The sequence below is a fragment of the Spiroplasma endosymbiont of Dromius quadrimaculatus genome (genome assembly GCF_964031155.1).
In the GTDB taxonomy this organism is placed as follows: Bacteria; Bacillota_I; Bacilli_A; order Mycoplasmatales; family Nriv7; genus Nriv7.
The window spans coordinates 56,183-72,573 of record NZ_OZ035010.1 but is presented as its reverse complement, the minus strand read 5'-3'; the positions used below and the strand labels follow the sequence as shown (position 1 = coordinate 72,573).

Annotated in this window: 21 protein-coding genes; all 21 read right to left on the bottom strand. The window is 27.6% G+C overall.

Annotated elements, in window-relative coordinates:
* Positions 1-4: 4 nt before the first annotated feature.
* The 21 genes from AAHM88_RS00315 to rpsF all read right to left on the bottom strand — a co-directional run bounded on the left by AAHM88_RS00315 (position 5) and on the right by rpsF (position 16,329).
* Positions 5-1,060: an ABC transporter ATP-binding protein gene (locus AAHM88_RS00315; RefSeq protein WP_342262847.1), complete on the bottom strand. Its 1,056-nt coding sequence runs from the start codon at positions 1,058-1,060 to the stop codon at positions 5-7.
* Complete coding sequence (locus AAHM88_RS00310) at positions 1,060-1,971, bottom strand: ABC transporter permease (protein ID WP_342262846.1); 912 nt, start codon at positions 1,969-1,971, stop codon at positions 1,060-1,062. Before AAHM88_RS00310 ends, AAHM88_RS00315 begins: the two co-directional genes overlap by 1 nt.
* Positions 1,972-1,983: 12 nt before the next feature.
* Positions 1,984-2,340 carry an ABC transporter permease gene (locus AAHM88_RS00305; RefSeq protein ID WP_342262845.1) on the bottom strand — a complete coding sequence of 119 codons (357 nt, stop codon included), beginning with the start codon at positions 2,338-2,340 and terminating at the stop codon, positions 1,984-1,986.
* 59 nt (positions 2,341-2,399) lie between these two features.
* Positions 2,400-2,936 (bottom strand): hypothetical protein, encoded by a 537-nt coding sequence (locus AAHM88_RS00300; RefSeq protein WP_342262844.1) that lies wholly within the window; start codon positions 2,934-2,936, stop codon positions 2,400-2,402.
* 22 nt (positions 2,937-2,958) lie between these two features.
* Positions 2,959-5,412, bottom strand: coding sequence for an ABC transporter substrate-binding protein (locus AAHM88_RS00295; protein ID WP_342262843.1), 2,454 nt, complete (start codon positions 5,410-5,412; stop codon positions 2,959-2,961).
* A 238-nt stretch (positions 5,413-5,650) separates the two neighbouring features.
* Positions 5,651-6,478 carry a Pr6Pr family membrane protein gene (locus AAHM88_RS00290; RefSeq protein ID WP_342262842.1) on the bottom strand — a complete coding sequence of 276 codons (828 nt, stop codon included), beginning with the start codon at positions 6,476-6,478 and terminating at the stop codon, positions 5,651-5,653.
* A 7-nt stretch (positions 6,479-6,485) separates the two neighbouring features.
* Positions 6,486-7,445, bottom strand: a complete 960-nt coding sequence (locus AAHM88_RS00285) for a hypothetical protein (protein WP_342262841.1) — start codon at positions 7,443-7,445, stop codon at positions 6,486-6,488.
* Positions 7,446-7,468: 23 nt separating this feature from the next.
* Complete coding sequence (locus AAHM88_RS00280; RefSeq protein ID WP_342262840.1) at positions 7,469-8,404, bottom strand: hypothetical protein; 936 nt, start codon at positions 8,402-8,404, stop codon at positions 7,469-7,471.
* Positions 8,405-8,431: 27 nt separating this feature from the next.
* Positions 8,432-9,097 (bottom strand): uracil-DNA glycosylase, encoded by a 666-nt coding sequence (locus AAHM88_RS00275; protein WP_342262839.1) that lies wholly within the window; start codon positions 9,095-9,097, stop codon positions 8,432-8,434.
* Positions 9,098-9,105: 8 nt separating this feature from the next.
* Entirely contained in the window at positions 9,106-10,005 is a 900-nt protein-coding gene (locus tag AAHM88_RS00270) for a hypothetical protein (RefSeq protein WP_342262838.1), read from the bottom strand.
* Between the two features lie 232 nt (positions 10,006-10,237).
* Positions 10,238-10,861, bottom strand: coding sequence for a hypothetical protein (locus AAHM88_RS00265; RefSeq protein ID WP_342262837.1), 624 nt, complete (start codon positions 10,859-10,861; stop codon positions 10,238-10,240).
* Positions 10,862-10,942: 81 nt separating this feature from the next.
* A complete protein-coding gene (locus AAHM88_RS00260) occupies positions 10,943-11,398 on the bottom strand; it encodes a hypothetical protein (RefSeq protein ID WP_342262836.1) in 456 nt (151 codons plus the stop codon).
* The gene (locus AAHM88_RS00255; protein ID WP_342262835.1) at positions 11,371-11,610 is read right to left on the bottom strand and encodes a hypothetical protein; all 240 of its coding nucleotides are present in this window, start codon (positions 11,608-11,610) and stop codon (positions 11,371-11,373) included. The genes AAHM88_RS00260 and AAHM88_RS00255 overlap by 28 nt, the downstream gene beginning before the upstream one ends.
* Positions 11,603-11,866, bottom strand: a complete 264-nt coding sequence (locus AAHM88_RS00250) for a hypothetical protein (protein ID WP_342262834.1) — start codon at positions 11,864-11,866, stop codon at positions 11,603-11,605. Before AAHM88_RS00250 ends, AAHM88_RS00255 begins: the two co-directional genes overlap by 8 nt.
* Positions 11,867-12,053: 187 nt before the next feature.
* Entirely contained in the window at positions 12,054-12,359 is a 306-nt protein-coding gene (locus AAHM88_RS00245) for a hypothetical protein (RefSeq protein ID WP_342262833.1), read from the bottom strand.
* Positions 12,360-12,556: 197 nt separating this feature from the next.
* Entirely contained in the window at positions 12,557-13,168 is a 612-nt protein-coding gene (locus tag AAHM88_RS00240; protein ID WP_342262832.1) for a hypothetical protein, read from the bottom strand.
* A complete protein-coding gene (gene dnaB, locus AAHM88_RS00235; protein WP_342189801.1) occupies positions 13,152-14,537 on the bottom strand; it encodes a replicative DNA helicase in 1,386 nt (461 codons plus the stop codon). Before dnaB ends, AAHM88_RS00240 begins: the two co-directional genes overlap by 17 nt.
* Entirely contained in the window at positions 14,537-14,983 is a 447-nt protein-coding gene (gene rplI, locus AAHM88_RS00230) for a 50S ribosomal protein L9 (protein WP_338981980.1), read from the bottom strand. The genes dnaB and rplI overlap by 1 nt, the downstream gene beginning before the upstream one ends.
* Positions 14,984-15,096: 113 nt before the next feature.
* On the bottom strand, positions 15,097-15,339 hold the full coding sequence (rpsR, locus tag AAHM88_RS00225; RefSeq protein WP_338981979.1) for a 30S ribosomal protein S18: 243 nt from the start codon (positions 15,337-15,339) through the stop codon (positions 15,097-15,099).
* Between the two features lie 3 nt (positions 15,340-15,342).
* A complete protein-coding gene (locus AAHM88_RS00220; protein WP_342262831.1) occupies positions 15,343-15,885 on the bottom strand; it encodes a single-stranded DNA-binding protein in 543 nt (180 codons plus the stop codon).
* A gap of 33 nt (positions 15,886-15,918) precedes the next feature.
* A complete protein-coding gene (gene rpsF, locus AAHM88_RS00215; protein WP_342263318.1) occupies positions 15,919-16,329 on the bottom strand; it encodes a 30S ribosomal protein S6 in 411 nt (136 codons plus the stop codon).
* Positions 16,330-16,391: the final 62 nt, after the last annotated feature.

Below are 16,391 nucleotides of genomic sequence, written 5' to 3'. Positions count from 1 at the left end.
TTATCTAATGTTGTTTTTTAAACTGGTGATGGCGTTTTTTAATTATATCGGGAACATTAATTTTTATTGCCCGCGAATCATACAATCAAGATGCGACAAAATGCGTATTACTAATTTTAAAAAATGGTGGATGAGCAACAAAATCAATATCCAAAGCATACTCATTTCTAGTAACAAAAGCATCACCGATAATATTATTAAAATTAGAGGGAACACTTCCCGGAATTGAATATAACTTTTGCCCTAAATTAACATCTGGCATTGACTGAATTAAACCTCGAGTATATGGATGTTTACTGTTATATAATACTTCTTTACTTTTTCCATACTCAATAATCTTTCCAGCATACATTATAGCAATCCGGTCAGCAATTGAACCAACAACCCCTAAATCATGGGAAATAAAAATAATTGAAACATTAAAAACATCTTTAATTTCACGAATTAATTCCAAAATTTCTGCTTGAATTGTTGGATCTAACGCTGTTGTTGGTTCATCAAAAATAATAATCTTTGGTTGACATAACAGAGCTGCGGCAATACACACTCGTTGTCGCATTCCCCCCGATAATTGATGAGGATATAACTTCATTACTTGATTAGCATTAGTAATACCCACTCTTAACATTAAATTAATTGCATCTTGTTTAGCATCTTTTTTACTTGCGGAACGAAAATTTATTAATGCCCCCTCAATTAACTGTAAACCAATTTTCATTGTCGGATTTAAAGCAGTCATTGGATTTTGAAATACTTGTGAAATAACTCTGCCTCGTAATTCTGATTCTTCTCAATCTGACTCATCAAATTTAGTAACATCAATCCCATCAACAATTACCCTGCCCTCTTCAATAACAGCAGCATTTGATAATAATCCAATTAATGTTGAAGTAATAACTGACTTACCACTACCAGATTCACCAATAATTGCTAAAACTTCTTTTTCATAAAGTTCAAATCCCGTATTGCGAATAACTGTATTATGAGTTTTTTTAGCTTTATTGTAAAAAGTTACCTTTAAATCTTCAATTTTAACCATAATTTTCTCTTTTTTACTCATTATTGTGACTTCCTTATAATATCTTGAATGCCATTACCAATTAATTGAATTGCAATCGTAATAACCATTAAAGTTATTACAGGAACAATAATTTGTCGCGGATATACTAATGCCGTTAATCGTGCTTTATTAATCATATTACCTAAAGTAATCGCATCCGGCACTGATAAACCAATAAAACCTAATGAAGCTTCACTAATAATTGCAATCGGAATTGTTGCGACTAAACCAGTAATAATAATTGGCAAGGCCACCGGAATAAAATTAATTAATTGTTGATATCACGGCGTTCCTAAAATTTTTGAAGCAACAAAATAATCTAACTGCTTATTTTTTAATACTTGTGCTCTTACTTGCAAACTCATATTAATTCATCCCGTTAATGTTAACCCTAATGCCATCGTTCAAAAAGTTGGTTGCAACGCTGTTGCCACAATTATTAAAATTAAAATGCTGGGAATATTTGTTAAAATTTTAATAATAAACTGCAAAATTTTATCAACTTTACGATAATAACCCATTAATAGACCTAAAGTAACCCCAACAATTAAATCAACAATAACAACAACAAATGCCAAACCTAAAGAATATCTGGTAGCATGCCATAACATCGCTCAAACATCTCTTCCTTGTCCATCAGTACCAAAAATATATCCGTTTTTAAAAAACCCATAATGTTGTTGTTCAGGTTTTAAAAGATTAGCATCAGTTCATATTAGTGGAAAAATTAAAGAAAGTAAAATTAACAAACCAAAAATAATTATTCCTGCTAAAGCAAAACGATTAGCAATTATTGCTAAATAAAACTCTCGCGAACGATTAATCGGTTTTGTTGCCAATTTTTCTGTTGTCAGAAAATTTTGACGAACTAATTTAAAGTTTTTAAAATCTTCAGAATTTGTTTTTTTCATTAATAATAACCCCTATCCAATTCTTGTCCGTGGATCTAATATCGTATATAAGATATCACGAATAAAGAAACCAATAACCGTAATAAAACTTAAAACTAAAACCACACCCATAACAACATCATAATCCTTAGCTTGAATCGCTCTAATTAGAATTTGTCCACTTCCCGGAATCGCAAACACTGTTTCAATAATAATTGAACCAATCATTGATGCTAAAACTGCTAACGGTAAAAAAGTGGCAATGGGAAAAAATGCTGGTTTTAAAACATGTCTTCAAGTTATTCGCCGATTTTTACAACCTTTAATTTTTGCAAATTGAACATACTGCGAACTAAACTCTTGTTGAATTGATGTTCGTAAATAACGCACATACCCAGCAACACTAGGAAGCGCAATTGCTAATGAAGGTAATATTAAAGTTATCGGATTTAAGGGGTCATAAATAAAATATATGGAATATGAACTTTAAAAGCAAATAATAATAGCAAAATCGCAAAAACAAATGAAGGGATTGCAAAACCGGCAGCAATAAACACTGTTGCTAAACTATCAATTAATGTCCCTGGTCTTCTACCAACAAAAATCCCTAAAGGAATACCAATACATAAAGCAATAACTAAACCAAGAAAACCAACGCGAAAGGAAACCAATAACTTTTGAAATAAAAATTGTTCTACTAATTGCTGGGGATACAAAAATGTTGAAATTCCTAATTGCCCTTTAGTAACTAAATTAGCAAAATATTTCCCATATCTTACTCAAATACTAAGATCTAAACCTAACTGGTCACGAATTATTTTTTGAGCATCTTTAGATAAACTAGGATCAACAGCTGCTTCATTACCACGAATCGCATTCATTAAAAAGAAAACAATTGTTAACACGATTCAAGCAATAACAATAAATTCAACAATCAAAAACACATATTTCTTTATAGACTGTTGCAAATTATAACTTAATAACATTTTATTTTCTCCTTACTAATTTCTAGATACTTAAATCATCTTTATTAAATGCCTCACATCCTTTTAAAGGAAAGATTGAATTATTTGGTTTATTTTGACAATTATATCCTCATTGCACCTCAGGCATATTTGTCCCTGCTGCTTGTGAATAACCCAAAATTCTTTCTCCCGCCCATCCAGCACTAGAATTACTTAGCATAATAACTGGTGATTCTAATTTAATTATCGCTTCTAAAATCGCATAAATGCGAAAAGCAATATGAGGGGCAAAAGTTGCTAAACCACTAATAGCATAATCTTTATCTTGGGGCATTTTAAAACCAGTTTCTTTATCAAATAAACTCGCTAAGCCATCACCAAACTTATTTTGTAAAATAGCATTTAATTGCTGAAAATTATCAATACTATTTTCCCTATTTTTCACTAAACCATTAACAGCAAAGTTATTACCATTAGTATCATACGGTGTAAATAAAGCATTTAACCACAAAAATTCAGATGGGGTAACTTCAAAGTCTTTAAAAAATGAATTAGAATTTCTAAGTTCTGTTACAGAATTAAATTTTTTAATAAAATTTTCATAAAAATTTCATGTTCCGGTTGGATTTTGTACATATCGTAAATCACCCTGATCTCAATAAACCTTAGCAAGAATTTCTAAATAATCAAAAGCATTAATTTTTTTACCTTTCACACTACTGTATAATAAATCATATTCACCAACGCCTAATTTGCTTAAAAAGATTGACCGCGCCTGCCCTTCCAATTTAATGTTAATTTCTGGAAAATTGCGTTCAATTTTTTGTTTTAAAAGCAACATCGCATCACTAGCAGTTGTTGATGCTGATAAATCATATAATAATGTTAATGTCTCTTTACCACTACTCATTAACCGATATTTATTATAAAATTTTTGGGCAATTGCTTTATTATGTAAACGATCAGTACGATCAATATTTGCTTGCACTTTATCATAAAACACTCGTTGATCAAAACGATAATACGCTAACGGTACTCGATCTTGTTTTGCATTATCACCGACAACATCCACTTCATACTTTGGTTGTCCATTATCAGTTACTAAAGTTTCTCTAAAAGCCATATCATTACCATCATTACGACTTAATAAAGTTGTTAAAGTATCAGCCGGAATACCCCCATTATCATTTTGACTAAGCAAAAACTCATGGCGATCAATTCCATATTGAATCGCATTTCGTAAATACCGTCCTTTTTCATTATCAAATTTATTACTTGTATTATTAAAAGCTAAATATTCTGAATCTCTTGTGGACATTCCTTGAAATAAAAACCGGCGTAAGACGGGATTATTTAAAAATCGTGGTAATAATTCTTTGGGAATATCTGATTTTCCAACAACACCCGATTCAAATAAAATTGATGATGTTACGGTATCTTGGACTACTTTATACTTTCAAGCATTAGCCGAAATTCTTTCACGATCTCAATAATCTTCATTTTTCAGAAAAACCGTATCATTATCAAAATCAGTACGATAAATTTTAAAAGCACCATTACCTAAAACCGTATCTTTAGAAGTACCTCAAAGGTTACCATATTTTGCAATAACATCTTTTCTTGAAGGAAGTAACGCCGGAGAAAACAACTTTTTAATAAAATCTGCCGTTAACTTTGCAACTGCTGTCGGATTAAAACCAGTTGCAAAATTAATATATAATAAGTCATTACCAATTGCTTTAATCCCCAAATTATCTTCACTAACTTTTTTGTCTAAATATGCTTTAGCATTATTAATTCCCACTTTACTAGTATCAGTTAAATCATCAACATTAGCAGAACCATTACTAGCATCCAAAACATAACGAACACTATTAACAAAATCAGATGCCAAAACATTTTTGCCATCATGTCACAATGCTGGTCGCTCCTGAAAAAACTCTTGACCATTTTCGCGATAAGGTAAATCGTTATTAGCAAATGGTGCATATCTTAGTTTGATAATAAATTCTTTAAATTTTCGTGATTCATTATTATTTACTTTATCACCATAATTAACAACAAAAATATCTTTCGCAACGCCATACCAAAATTCAGTTGTACTAGAAATTACTCTTGTACTTTCATTAGCAATAGCATTTAATTGCTGATTTAATTGACTAGGATTTGTTAAAACCTTATCTAAATCTAAATTTTCATTATTAATATCCATTTCCTTAATAACAACACCCTGATTGCCATTTACTTTTGTCATTTCTAACACTTCATTACTTGATTTTTGATCAGCCGGAGCATTATGAAATAATCCTTCAATAAAAGCAAATAAATATTGCGAATTATAACTATGTTTATCATATTTTAAATAATTCAATGATTTAATGGCATCCGCTTGAGCAATAACAAAATTAAGCGACATTGAATTACAAGCGACTAAAAATAATACTGAATTTATTATTGTTATTTTAGATAAAATTATTTTAAGTAGGTTTCTTTTCATATTTTTTCTTATAACCTCAAACTTTTTATAAAAAAGTGTGCCAATTATTTGTTTAGAAAGCACACTTTATAAAATGAATAACCAATGATGTCATTCTTTTTATATTAACAATAATATTACTAGATTTTCCTATCTATGTCAAGAATTAAATGCGGGACTAATAAGGTTGATATCGTCGTATTTTTAAAACAATAACCTAAATCATTAAAATTATTATCTGATGATTTGTTTAATCTACTTACTTTTTACTAATATGTTTTGTCTTCTTATAAATTACATTATTAATAACAATCAAAATAACATTTATCCCTACTAAAAATGATATTCCCAATCCTACTAACAAAATATTATTTCAAACTACTGGTAAAGGAAATATCGGATGATAAAAATCAACAAACTCATAAGGAAATAAAAAAATCCTAATACCATCATCATATAATAACTTAGCCCTTAAATTAATAAATATGAGATAACCAATCGGATATCCTAGCATTCAAAATATTTGGCGAGTAAAATATTTTTTATATAAAATCTGAGTTTTCCCTAACGATAATAATAAGTAAATTAATGTTAATAACGGCGTTATGGCATGCATTGTAATGCCAATAACCCGATCAGCATTGGAAGCAAATTCATACGATATCCCTGTTCCCACACCATAAAATACTAACAACCAAAATAAAACCATTGTTACTGTAATATATATTGTAATACTAGTTTGGGTTGTCAAATTAGTAAACTTATTAGTTGCCGTTTTATTATGATAAAGTAAGGCATAAAAGAAATATAAACAAGCTAATATATTAGTTTGCACCGACCAAAAACTAACTAAAACATTAAAATTATATAACCGTGGCATATCAAGCTGTGAATTTTTCGGGTTAATATATCAATATTCAATAAATACCCCATAAATGACACCAGCTAAAAAGAAACTAAATAAAATTAAAAATGTCATTAACTTATAAACAAATTTTCAATCTTTTAACAAAACTAAAGCATTAGCAACACTAGTAAAAAACAATATTTTACTTTTACTAAAAAATCGTTTAAAAAAACTCTTCATTATATCCCTACTCTACATTTTCTTGATGAGAATTAAGTTCTTTTTGCAAAAAATATTTATCATAATAAATTTTTAAAATTGTTTTAAAAATTATAAAATATATTGCAATTCGTAACGGCATTAATAATAATTCTTTAACTAATCGTGGTAATAAAGAAACTAAATAATCAATATCATAAAATACTAAAAAATGTAATGGCGATAAAATTCACGAATTAATTAATGTTAAAAATAATTGTAAAATAATAATAATAATAAAAATTAATGCATTATTAAATTTCTCAGTAACACTATTTTGTTTTTGATTATTTCAAGTTATTCACAAAATTAAAATTAAAACTAATTCCACAGCCATAAATAAAGTAGAAACAAAAATCCCAGAAATTACCATATAAAGTAAATCTCATTTAACACTAAAAACTTTATTATTTTTCAATGAAAAAGAGTAAACAAAATCAGAGAAAAATATTAAATAAAAACTTAAAATTAATAAAGCAACTAAAATAAATTGCATCACAGTAAAAAATAATAAATACTTCTTAAAATCAAATTGACAATTACGAAGTTTACTATAAACAATTCCCGCAATTCCTGCAAGAACCCCAACAATTGGTTCTTGAATTGCCATAATTGGACTATAAAAGCTAGGTTTTAAGATAAACAATGTTGTATCGGAAATAAAACCAAAAATAAAACCAAAAAATGGTCCATGTAAAAAACTAAAAAGCACATTAGGGATAAAACCAAAACCAATTACCATTGTTCCTTTACCACCAACACCCAATTTTAAACTAAAACCTAAAAATTTAACAATAACTATTGTTAATGCTAACATTACAGCTGCTAAGGCAATACTACGAGTATTGAAATTTTTATTAAAATCCAATTTTAAATATTTTAAAATTGAATAAAAATTTTTACGAAAATAATACTTTGTAATTTGTAACCAAACATTTAGCCTTTTCATCTAAATAACACTCCTTATAAATGCTAACGATCTTCATTAATTAATGGTCTAATAGTTTTTCAAGTAACATAAATAATTACCGTATTAAAAAATATTTTAATTGGTGCCATCGCCAATCGCGGAATCATTGCTAAACCATAATCCTCAGTACGATTAGTTAACAGACTGACATCCCCCCAAGATGCAATTAACACCGTAACAATATATTCATTTATAACTGCTAACAAAATAATCGGAACTAAATCATTAAAACCTTTTGTATCCTTTTTTATAAAACGAAAATACATTCAAGTTGCCCAAACAACAACTAAAATTAAAACTGTCCCAATACTAATAATTAGCATCATAATTCATTTCTTAATCGGAACATTTTTTGTAAAAGGAACTTCATCAACAGCAAAATCAGCAAATTGCGGAGCATAATAAGTCATTACTAAAGCAGCGGTTCCAAAACCAATAATAAAAATATTAGTTATTAAAATTAAAATTCATGACTTTTGATGAAACATTCGCCGCAAATCACCAGCAATACCAGAAATAAAACCAAAACCAATAACCGTCACAATATACGCAGGATGAATATATGACGGAACAAACATCATTACTAAAATATCAGTAATCAAAGCACACAAAATACCAATTACGGGACCAAAAATATAACCCGTAATCTTAATCATCAAACCTTCAATAGCTATTCTAATCGGCGGTAAAACCGCTGCTGGCATATACAATGCAATAACAACAGTTGTTACTACCGATACCGTTGATAACATCGCAATATAAGCAATATTTTTCGTTGTCAAACGAAGTCCACGATATCGTTCTTTTTTTATAAACATTGAAAGCCCTGTCATTAAAATATAAGACAATGCTGCTAAAACTAATGCTCCCGCAACAATATACGCTGTTCTAATATCAAATAACGACAAACCATTTTTATTACTATTAAAGAAAATCATTAATCTAGTTTCCTTTCTAAAGAAAAACTATAACTGCCAATCAATCGGCTTCTTATTATGCTTTATCAAGTATTCATTAATCTTACTAAAATACTTTTGATTAAAAAACCCATAATGTGCTCCCAACGGTGAGGGATGTGCTCCCATAAGAATAAGATGCTTTTGGTCATTAATTAAATTAATCTTTGCTTGTGCTTTTTTACCTCATAAAACAAAAATAACATTATTATGATAATTGTCAATATATTTTATGAGATTATCAGTAAATTGTTGCCAATTAAAATTAGCATGTGAAAATGGTTGATCTTTTTGTACCGTTAAAACAGTATTTAAAAGAAAAACACCACTTCGGACTCATTTAGTTAAATCACCATTTTGTACAATAATTCCTAAATCATTTTCCAATTCTACAAAAATATTTTTTAAACTTGGTGGCAATTTAACACCGTGATTAACACTAAAAGCCAAACCATTAGCTTGGTTTGGTTGATGATATGGGTCTTGTCCTAAAATAACTACTTTAATATCATTAAAACTAACAATTTTTAATAACCTTAAAATATCTTGTGGCTGTGGATAACACTGATTATTTTTATATGCTAATGATACTTTGCTAACTAATTCAATAAAATAAGGTTGAGTAGTTTGACTAATAAGAAAATCTTTCCAACTAGGATGAATATTTTGAAACATATTTTTAATTAACCAATAAATAATTCTTTAATTTTATCACTAATACCACCAACATTTATTCCGACTAAAACTCCTAAAATACCAAAACCAACAATGACCACTGCCAAAATAATAAGCACAACCCATACTCAAGTTTTAATCTTTTTATTATGTATAAAGTTTTCTTCTTCATTACCTTGTTGTAAAGCATCCATATTACTAATAGTAAAACCACTTTTCAATTTTTGTTCAACATCAGCTTTTTCTAAATCAATAGTACCTGATGAATTAATCTTTGACTGCTTAGCATTATTAAACACAAAACTACTTGGTTTACTATTTACCCCCAACTTGTTTTCGGTTCCATTACTCTGTAATTGCTTTTTTTTAACGACATCATCCAAATGTTGACGAAACTTATCAAGTTTAAGTTTTCGCTCATCAACTTTTTGTTCTGATTGTTGTAAACTATGACCATTCAATTGTGATCGATATTCTTGTTCATTAAATAACTGCTCATTTAACATACTATTAGTCATATTAATTGTTGGTTCAAATTTTTCTCTAACAACTAGATTAGGATTAGGTCCCTGCTGTGGCTGTAGGTGGGGGTCATTAACAACAAAATTGCTATTATTTGGATACATATTACCATTTACCATTGATGTTCCATATGGATATGGATGTTGTCTGCCGATTGGTGGTTGATGATACGGATTTTGTAATATTGGTGCATTTTGATTTGGACAATAATTATTTATTATTGGTAAAGCAGGATAATGTTGTTTATGTGATATTGTTATTTGTTGTGGCATATGATATTGTCTTTTAATAAATGCAATAGCTTCGGGCATTAGCATAAAAATTGCTACTTCTTGATCATATAGATTATAAACTACATAGCCTCGTTGTTCCACTAAAATATACATTACAACGCTGTCCTTTCCGTAAAAAATTAATATAAATATACTTTGAATATTATATCACAAATTTAAAAAAAGCAAAAGCACACCATTCTTAAATATAAGAATGGTGTAAAAATTAATTATAACAAATATTTAAATATATAATTAAGAAAATTTAATATTAATTTTAAAAATAACTAATAAAAAAATATTAACAAAACTTCATCAAGTTTTATTAATATAATTTTTTATTATTTTATTCAATATTTTTAAAATACACTTCAACTGTTCCCTTTTCAATACCAATATTAAATCTAATCCACGCAGCACTTTCACCATCTTCTAATGACCCATCATCAATTTCTGCCGATGAATCATCAATTGTGAAATTAATTCCACGAATTTCATTACCAAATTCGTTATCTAATGTTTCTTTTACTTTAACAAGCACTTTACTTCAAGAATCAGTTGATTTAATACCTTTTAAATCAAATCGATTTTTTTCATTAAATTTCTTTAAAAATTCTTTAACTTCGTTAATTAAATCCATATTAGTTTTCTTAATATCTTTAAAATAAATTCGGATATTTTGTAAACCTTTGGTTCCAATTTTAAAACTAACATTATTATTATTTTTACCATCTTTTAAACCATTACTTACAACATCATAAAGTTTATCAATTGTTAATTCAATTCTCTTAGCATCAACACCAAATTTTTCAGTTAAGTTATTTTTTAATCTTTTCAATACATCAGTTCATTTACTAGTTGATTCCACACCTTGTAAAGCAAAAGGATTTTCCATATTAAATTGTTCTAAATATTTTTTAACCTCATTAAACAAATCATCATCAGATTTTTCAATATTTTTAAAATACACGCGTATTCAATCAGACTCTTTATTACCAATTTTAAAATTAATATTTAATCCGATCTGACCATCTTGAAATTTATCAAAACCTTAATCTTTTAAAAATTTATTTTCGTCTCAAACACGAAGATTTTCAATATGTTTAAAAATCTTGGGAAATTTCACTTTTAAAGCTTCTTCTACTTTATTAAGAGCATCAACTCTTTTATGTAAAGTATTTAATCCCCTTAAATCAAAACGATTATTGTCATTAAATTGTTCTAAATATGTAGAAACAATTTTTACTTTTAAAGCATCATTTTTAGCAATTAATTCCTGTTTATTTAACAATCTTGCCATTTCCGTTCTAATATGATGCAGTTTATCTTCCAAAGTTGCATTATCTTTAAGCAATTTAGCAATATCTGCTAATTCACCACTACCAAAACTATTTACTAACTTAGTTAATTCGTTAACATATTCAATTAATTGCGCGATTTCGCTTTCTTGTTGAACAATTTTTTCTCGCAATTTTTGTTCTAATTGCTTAATTCTTTCTTTAGTCACATTATTTTTTTAACTAACTCCTGAAAATCATTTACTAAAATCGCAATTTTTCTTTTTAACGCACTGACTTCTTCATTTAATAACTGATTATTCATAATTTCTTCCTTAATGAAATCTTTTGTCATTGTTTGCGAAGAACAAGCAACTAAATTAGTACCAATTCCTAACGAAAAAAAAGTCACAACTAACATATTTAATCATTGCTTAAACATTAGCATCACCTTTTATAGTAATTAAATCGTTAAGTTTCTCTTTTAAATGATCAAGGACATCTTTTTGGACATCAATATCTTTTTTAAGATTAACAATTTCATTTTCCTCATCAGAAATTATCGCTTTATCTTTATGATTAATGTCATCAACAAGTTCTTGTAAAGTTTTTAAATCCTTTAGGTCGCGTTTAGTTTTCTTAGGTATTTTTAAAAAAAGAAAAAATAATCATTTACTATAAATTATTTCAATATTCAAATTAAGTATACATTTCTTATGTATGCTTTTTGTTGTAAAAAATTATTTTAATATTGTTTTTATAAGCATTTTACTTAGTTTCTATAATCTTTTATTGAGATTATGTTTGTTAATATTAAATATTTTGTTTTATTACTTATTTTTCAAATAAAAAGGTAATCAATTTTTAGTTACTTTTCTTTCAAAATTATTTAAACCTTTTCCTACCTAACAAAACTTTATGCGTCCAATCCTTTAAAACTTCTTTATATCCTAAATTAATTGCTTTTTCTTTTAAATCATTAATTGCTACTTCTAACTGTTCTGTTTTAATTTTAATTTCTGCTTCAAGATTAGCAATTAGTTGCTTAATTTTTTGATCTTGAACTTCAATTTTTATTTCTTGTTCCGTAATTCAAGAACCCGAACAAGCAACTAATGTTCCAATACCAATTCCTGCTCCAGCACCAATACCTAAAATAAATGTTATTACTAATTTAATTATTTTATTCATCGCTTTAATACCTCATTTTTACTCAATATAAACTAAAATTACCTAAAAATAATAGTAACTCATTTATTGCTAGTTTATACCTTTTCCTAGTTAATTATAACATATTTATCACAAAGAAGCAAACCTACCACCAACTAAGAAAATTTCCATAACTCTTCTCTTAAAAAGAATTATGGAAATAATAATTAAATATTAAATTAAGTTACTTTTACAAAATTATTAATTTTAATGTCTGCTAAATCACTCTGATAGTCTCAAAAAAATATCAACTTATCAGTTGTTTCTTCCTTCGGATTAAGTTTCATAATATTATATTTTCAATTAACAGTACCACTAAACTTATACTTCTGAGCAATACCTTGAAAGAAAACATCAAAAGCAATTTCTTTAGGTGCTGTCTTATCATCGGTTACTTCTGCCTTAATACCATCAATTACTTTAATCTCTGCCCCATTAAAATTTAATTTATCATTAACAAACGAATTATTAATATCAAACTGATATGAATAGGTATCCCCTGACCTTGTATAAAAATCAGCATAAAATTGCGTTGCTAATTCACTATTTAATTGTTTTACTTTCTCTTTATTAGTTTCTACTCACGCTGTTTTACCAGTTTTTTTATAAGTATAAAATAAACTATTTATTGTCTTCGTAACTGCCTCAGCACGAAAAATCTTATCAAATATTGTTGATTCACTGGCACCATTAGTAATATTAATCGTAATCGGATGGGTCTTCATACTACAAGCAACAATAGTAAATACCGTTACAAAACTAGTCATTAAATGACTAATTACTGAAAACATTCTTCTCATATTGTGTTCCTTCTTTCTTTTCATTTTTATTCACAGTCTTATTATAATCAATAAAATTACCATACTTTTGTAAAAAAAGTAATTCTACTATGCCAGTGGGACCATTACGATGCTTAGAAATAATTAATTGTGCTTTATGTGATTCTTCATTCAAACTATCTTCTTTCTTTTCATAATAATCTTCACGATAAAGAAACATAATTAAGTCAGCATCCTGTTCAATTGCACCTGATTCACGCAAATCAGACATTAATGGTCGTTTATCTTCTCTTGATTCCACTTTTCGCGATAATTGTGACAAACAAACAATTGGAACTTCTAACTCTCTTGCTAATGCCTTTAAACTTCGAGAAATATTAGAAATTTCTTGTTGTCGATTCTCACCATCACCAGCTAATAATTGCAAATAATCAATAACAACCAATTTTAAGTCATAATTACGACTTAATTTTCTTAATTTAGAAATTAACTCAATCACTCGTAATCCCGGCGAATCATCAATAAAAATATTACTTTGCTTTAATTTACTACCAACACTAGTTAAATCTTGTCAATTACGACTTGTTAAATTTTTTCCCGTTTTAATTTGCATTGAACCAATTTTTGTTTCTGAACCTAAAATTCTTAAAATTAGTTGTTCAGTTGGCATTTCTAAAGAAAAAATGACCACAGCACTATCTTTATAAACTCGTGCACAATTAACAGCAAAATTTAATGCTAAAGCTGTTTTCCCCATTGATGGTCGCGCTGCCAAAATAATAAAATCACCATTTTGAAAGCCATTAGTAATCTTATTTAATTGCATAAAACCACTATCTGAACCTGTTAATTGATTATCACTATTTTGCAACTTTTCAATCTTAGATAATGTCGCATCAACAACATCCTTAGTACTTTTAAACTCATTTTTTTTACGATTATTAGCAATTTCCAAAATCTGTCGTTCAGCAATTCCTAAAAGTTCTCACACACTAATTTCAGTATTAATTTTCTTAGTAATATCTTGGGTTACTACTTGCAAATTTCTTAACATTGTCCGTTCAACAATAATTTTTAAATAATCATCTAAATTAGCATCACTAATATAACTTTGCGTAATCAAAGTCAAATATTCCACCCCGCCAGCCTGATTAAGACTTTGTTGTTTAACTAGCATATCAGTTAAAATTGGTAAATCAATTGGTAATTGATGATTATATAACGAAATAATGGCTTTAAAAATTAATTTATGACGGGAATTAATAAAATCATTCTCATTAAGCAGAGCAACAACCTCATCACTAGCATTTTTAGAATTAATAACTGCCGCTAAAACACTAACCTCAGCATCTTCTAATAAAAAATTATTAGTAATAGTCATTACTTTTTACCCACAACTTGAATTTTCAAAATTGCAAAAATATCATTAAATAATTTAATATTAATATCATTAATACCAATAGTATTAATATTTTGATAATTAACTAACTGTTTTTTATCTACTTGAATATTATACTCTTGACTTAATTTTTCAATAATTTGTTTACTAGTAATTGTTCCAAATACCTTATTTTTATTAATTTTCAAATCAAAATTTAAAATTAGCTTTTCAATTTCTAATTTTAATGCTTCATTTTCAAGCTTTTTTTCATTAACTTCATTATCAAATTTTTGTTGTTGTTTTCCTAACTGCACTAAAGCTTGACTTGAAGCCACAATTGCTATTTTTTGTGGTAATAAATAGTTTTTTGCATATCCATCAGCAACGGTAATAATATCGTTTTTCTTACCATAATTTTTTAAATCTTTCAATAAAATTACTTTCACTTGTTAACACTCCACATCACAAATTTTTTGCATTATATATAATACATTACTTACTAATTGTAATATAAAAAGCATACTTAATACAAATATTAAGTATGCTAATCAACCCTTAATTATTTTACAAGATATGGTAATAAAGCCACGGTTCTTGCTCTTTTAATTGCCATTGCCACCATTCTTTGATGGAAAGAGCAATTACCACTAACTCTTCTTGTTAAAATCTGTCCATTAGCAGAAATATATTCTTTTAATTTTTCAACATCTTTATAGTTAATGTAATTAATTTTATTTTTTGTAAAAAAACATGGTTTTTTTCGCTTTTTAAACCGATTTACATTTATACGCTTATTTTCCATAATTTACTCTCCTCACGCAATAGCATCATCATTATCATTATAATTATCATCAAATGTTAAATTTGCACCTTCGTTATTTTCCCCTTGTTCCTTATTATCAACAACATCATTATTATTAACAAAATCAAAATTCATATTATTAAGATTAAATCTCTGATCATCAATTTTTTTCTCAACGGGAGAATTATAATCATTAACAAATGACGGTGTCGCAGCATCGTGAGAATTTCCAATCCCAGCACCACTACCTCTTGAATCTAAAAACTTAACACTAATCGCTCTAACATCAGTAATTGTTGTTAGCACACCATTTTGTTCTTGTTTTCTTGATTGAATGCGACCTTCAACCGCTATTAATGAACCTTTACGAAGATTATTATACATTGAGTCTGCTACCTTTTCTCAAGCAACACAATTAATAAAATCTGCTTGATTATTAAAATTATTAATGGCTATTGTAAAATATAAAAATGATTTATTATTTTTTGCTGACCGTAAATTTAAATCATTAGTAATTCTACCAATTAAAATTACTTTATTTAACATAATATATTCATTCCTTTATGGTATTTACTTATTTTAAGGTTTTTTATAAGTTTCACGCGGTACATAAGGTCTTTGTCTTCTTTCACCGCTATAACGACTTGGTCGCTCATCATTTTCATTAGTATTTAACTTTAAGTCAGCAATTATTTTATCACTATAATTTTGTTCAGTATCAAGATTAATAATTAAATGACGATAGATATCTTGTTCAATTTTAGCAACACGCATAAACTCATTAATTGCTTCTTTATTAACCGCAACTTTTAATATTGTATAATAAGCTTTATTTTTATGATTAATTGGATAAGCTAAATCTCTTAACCCTCAATCAGTAACACTTTCAACTTTTCCCGTTTGTTTTAAAATATTATGCATCTTTTCTTGCAATGCTTTAATATCTTTACATTCTGGATTAATAATATACATAATTTCGTACTTATTCATCACTTCAACCTCCTCTGGACAATAAATATTATTGGTTCTTTTAACAGAACAAGAAATTAATA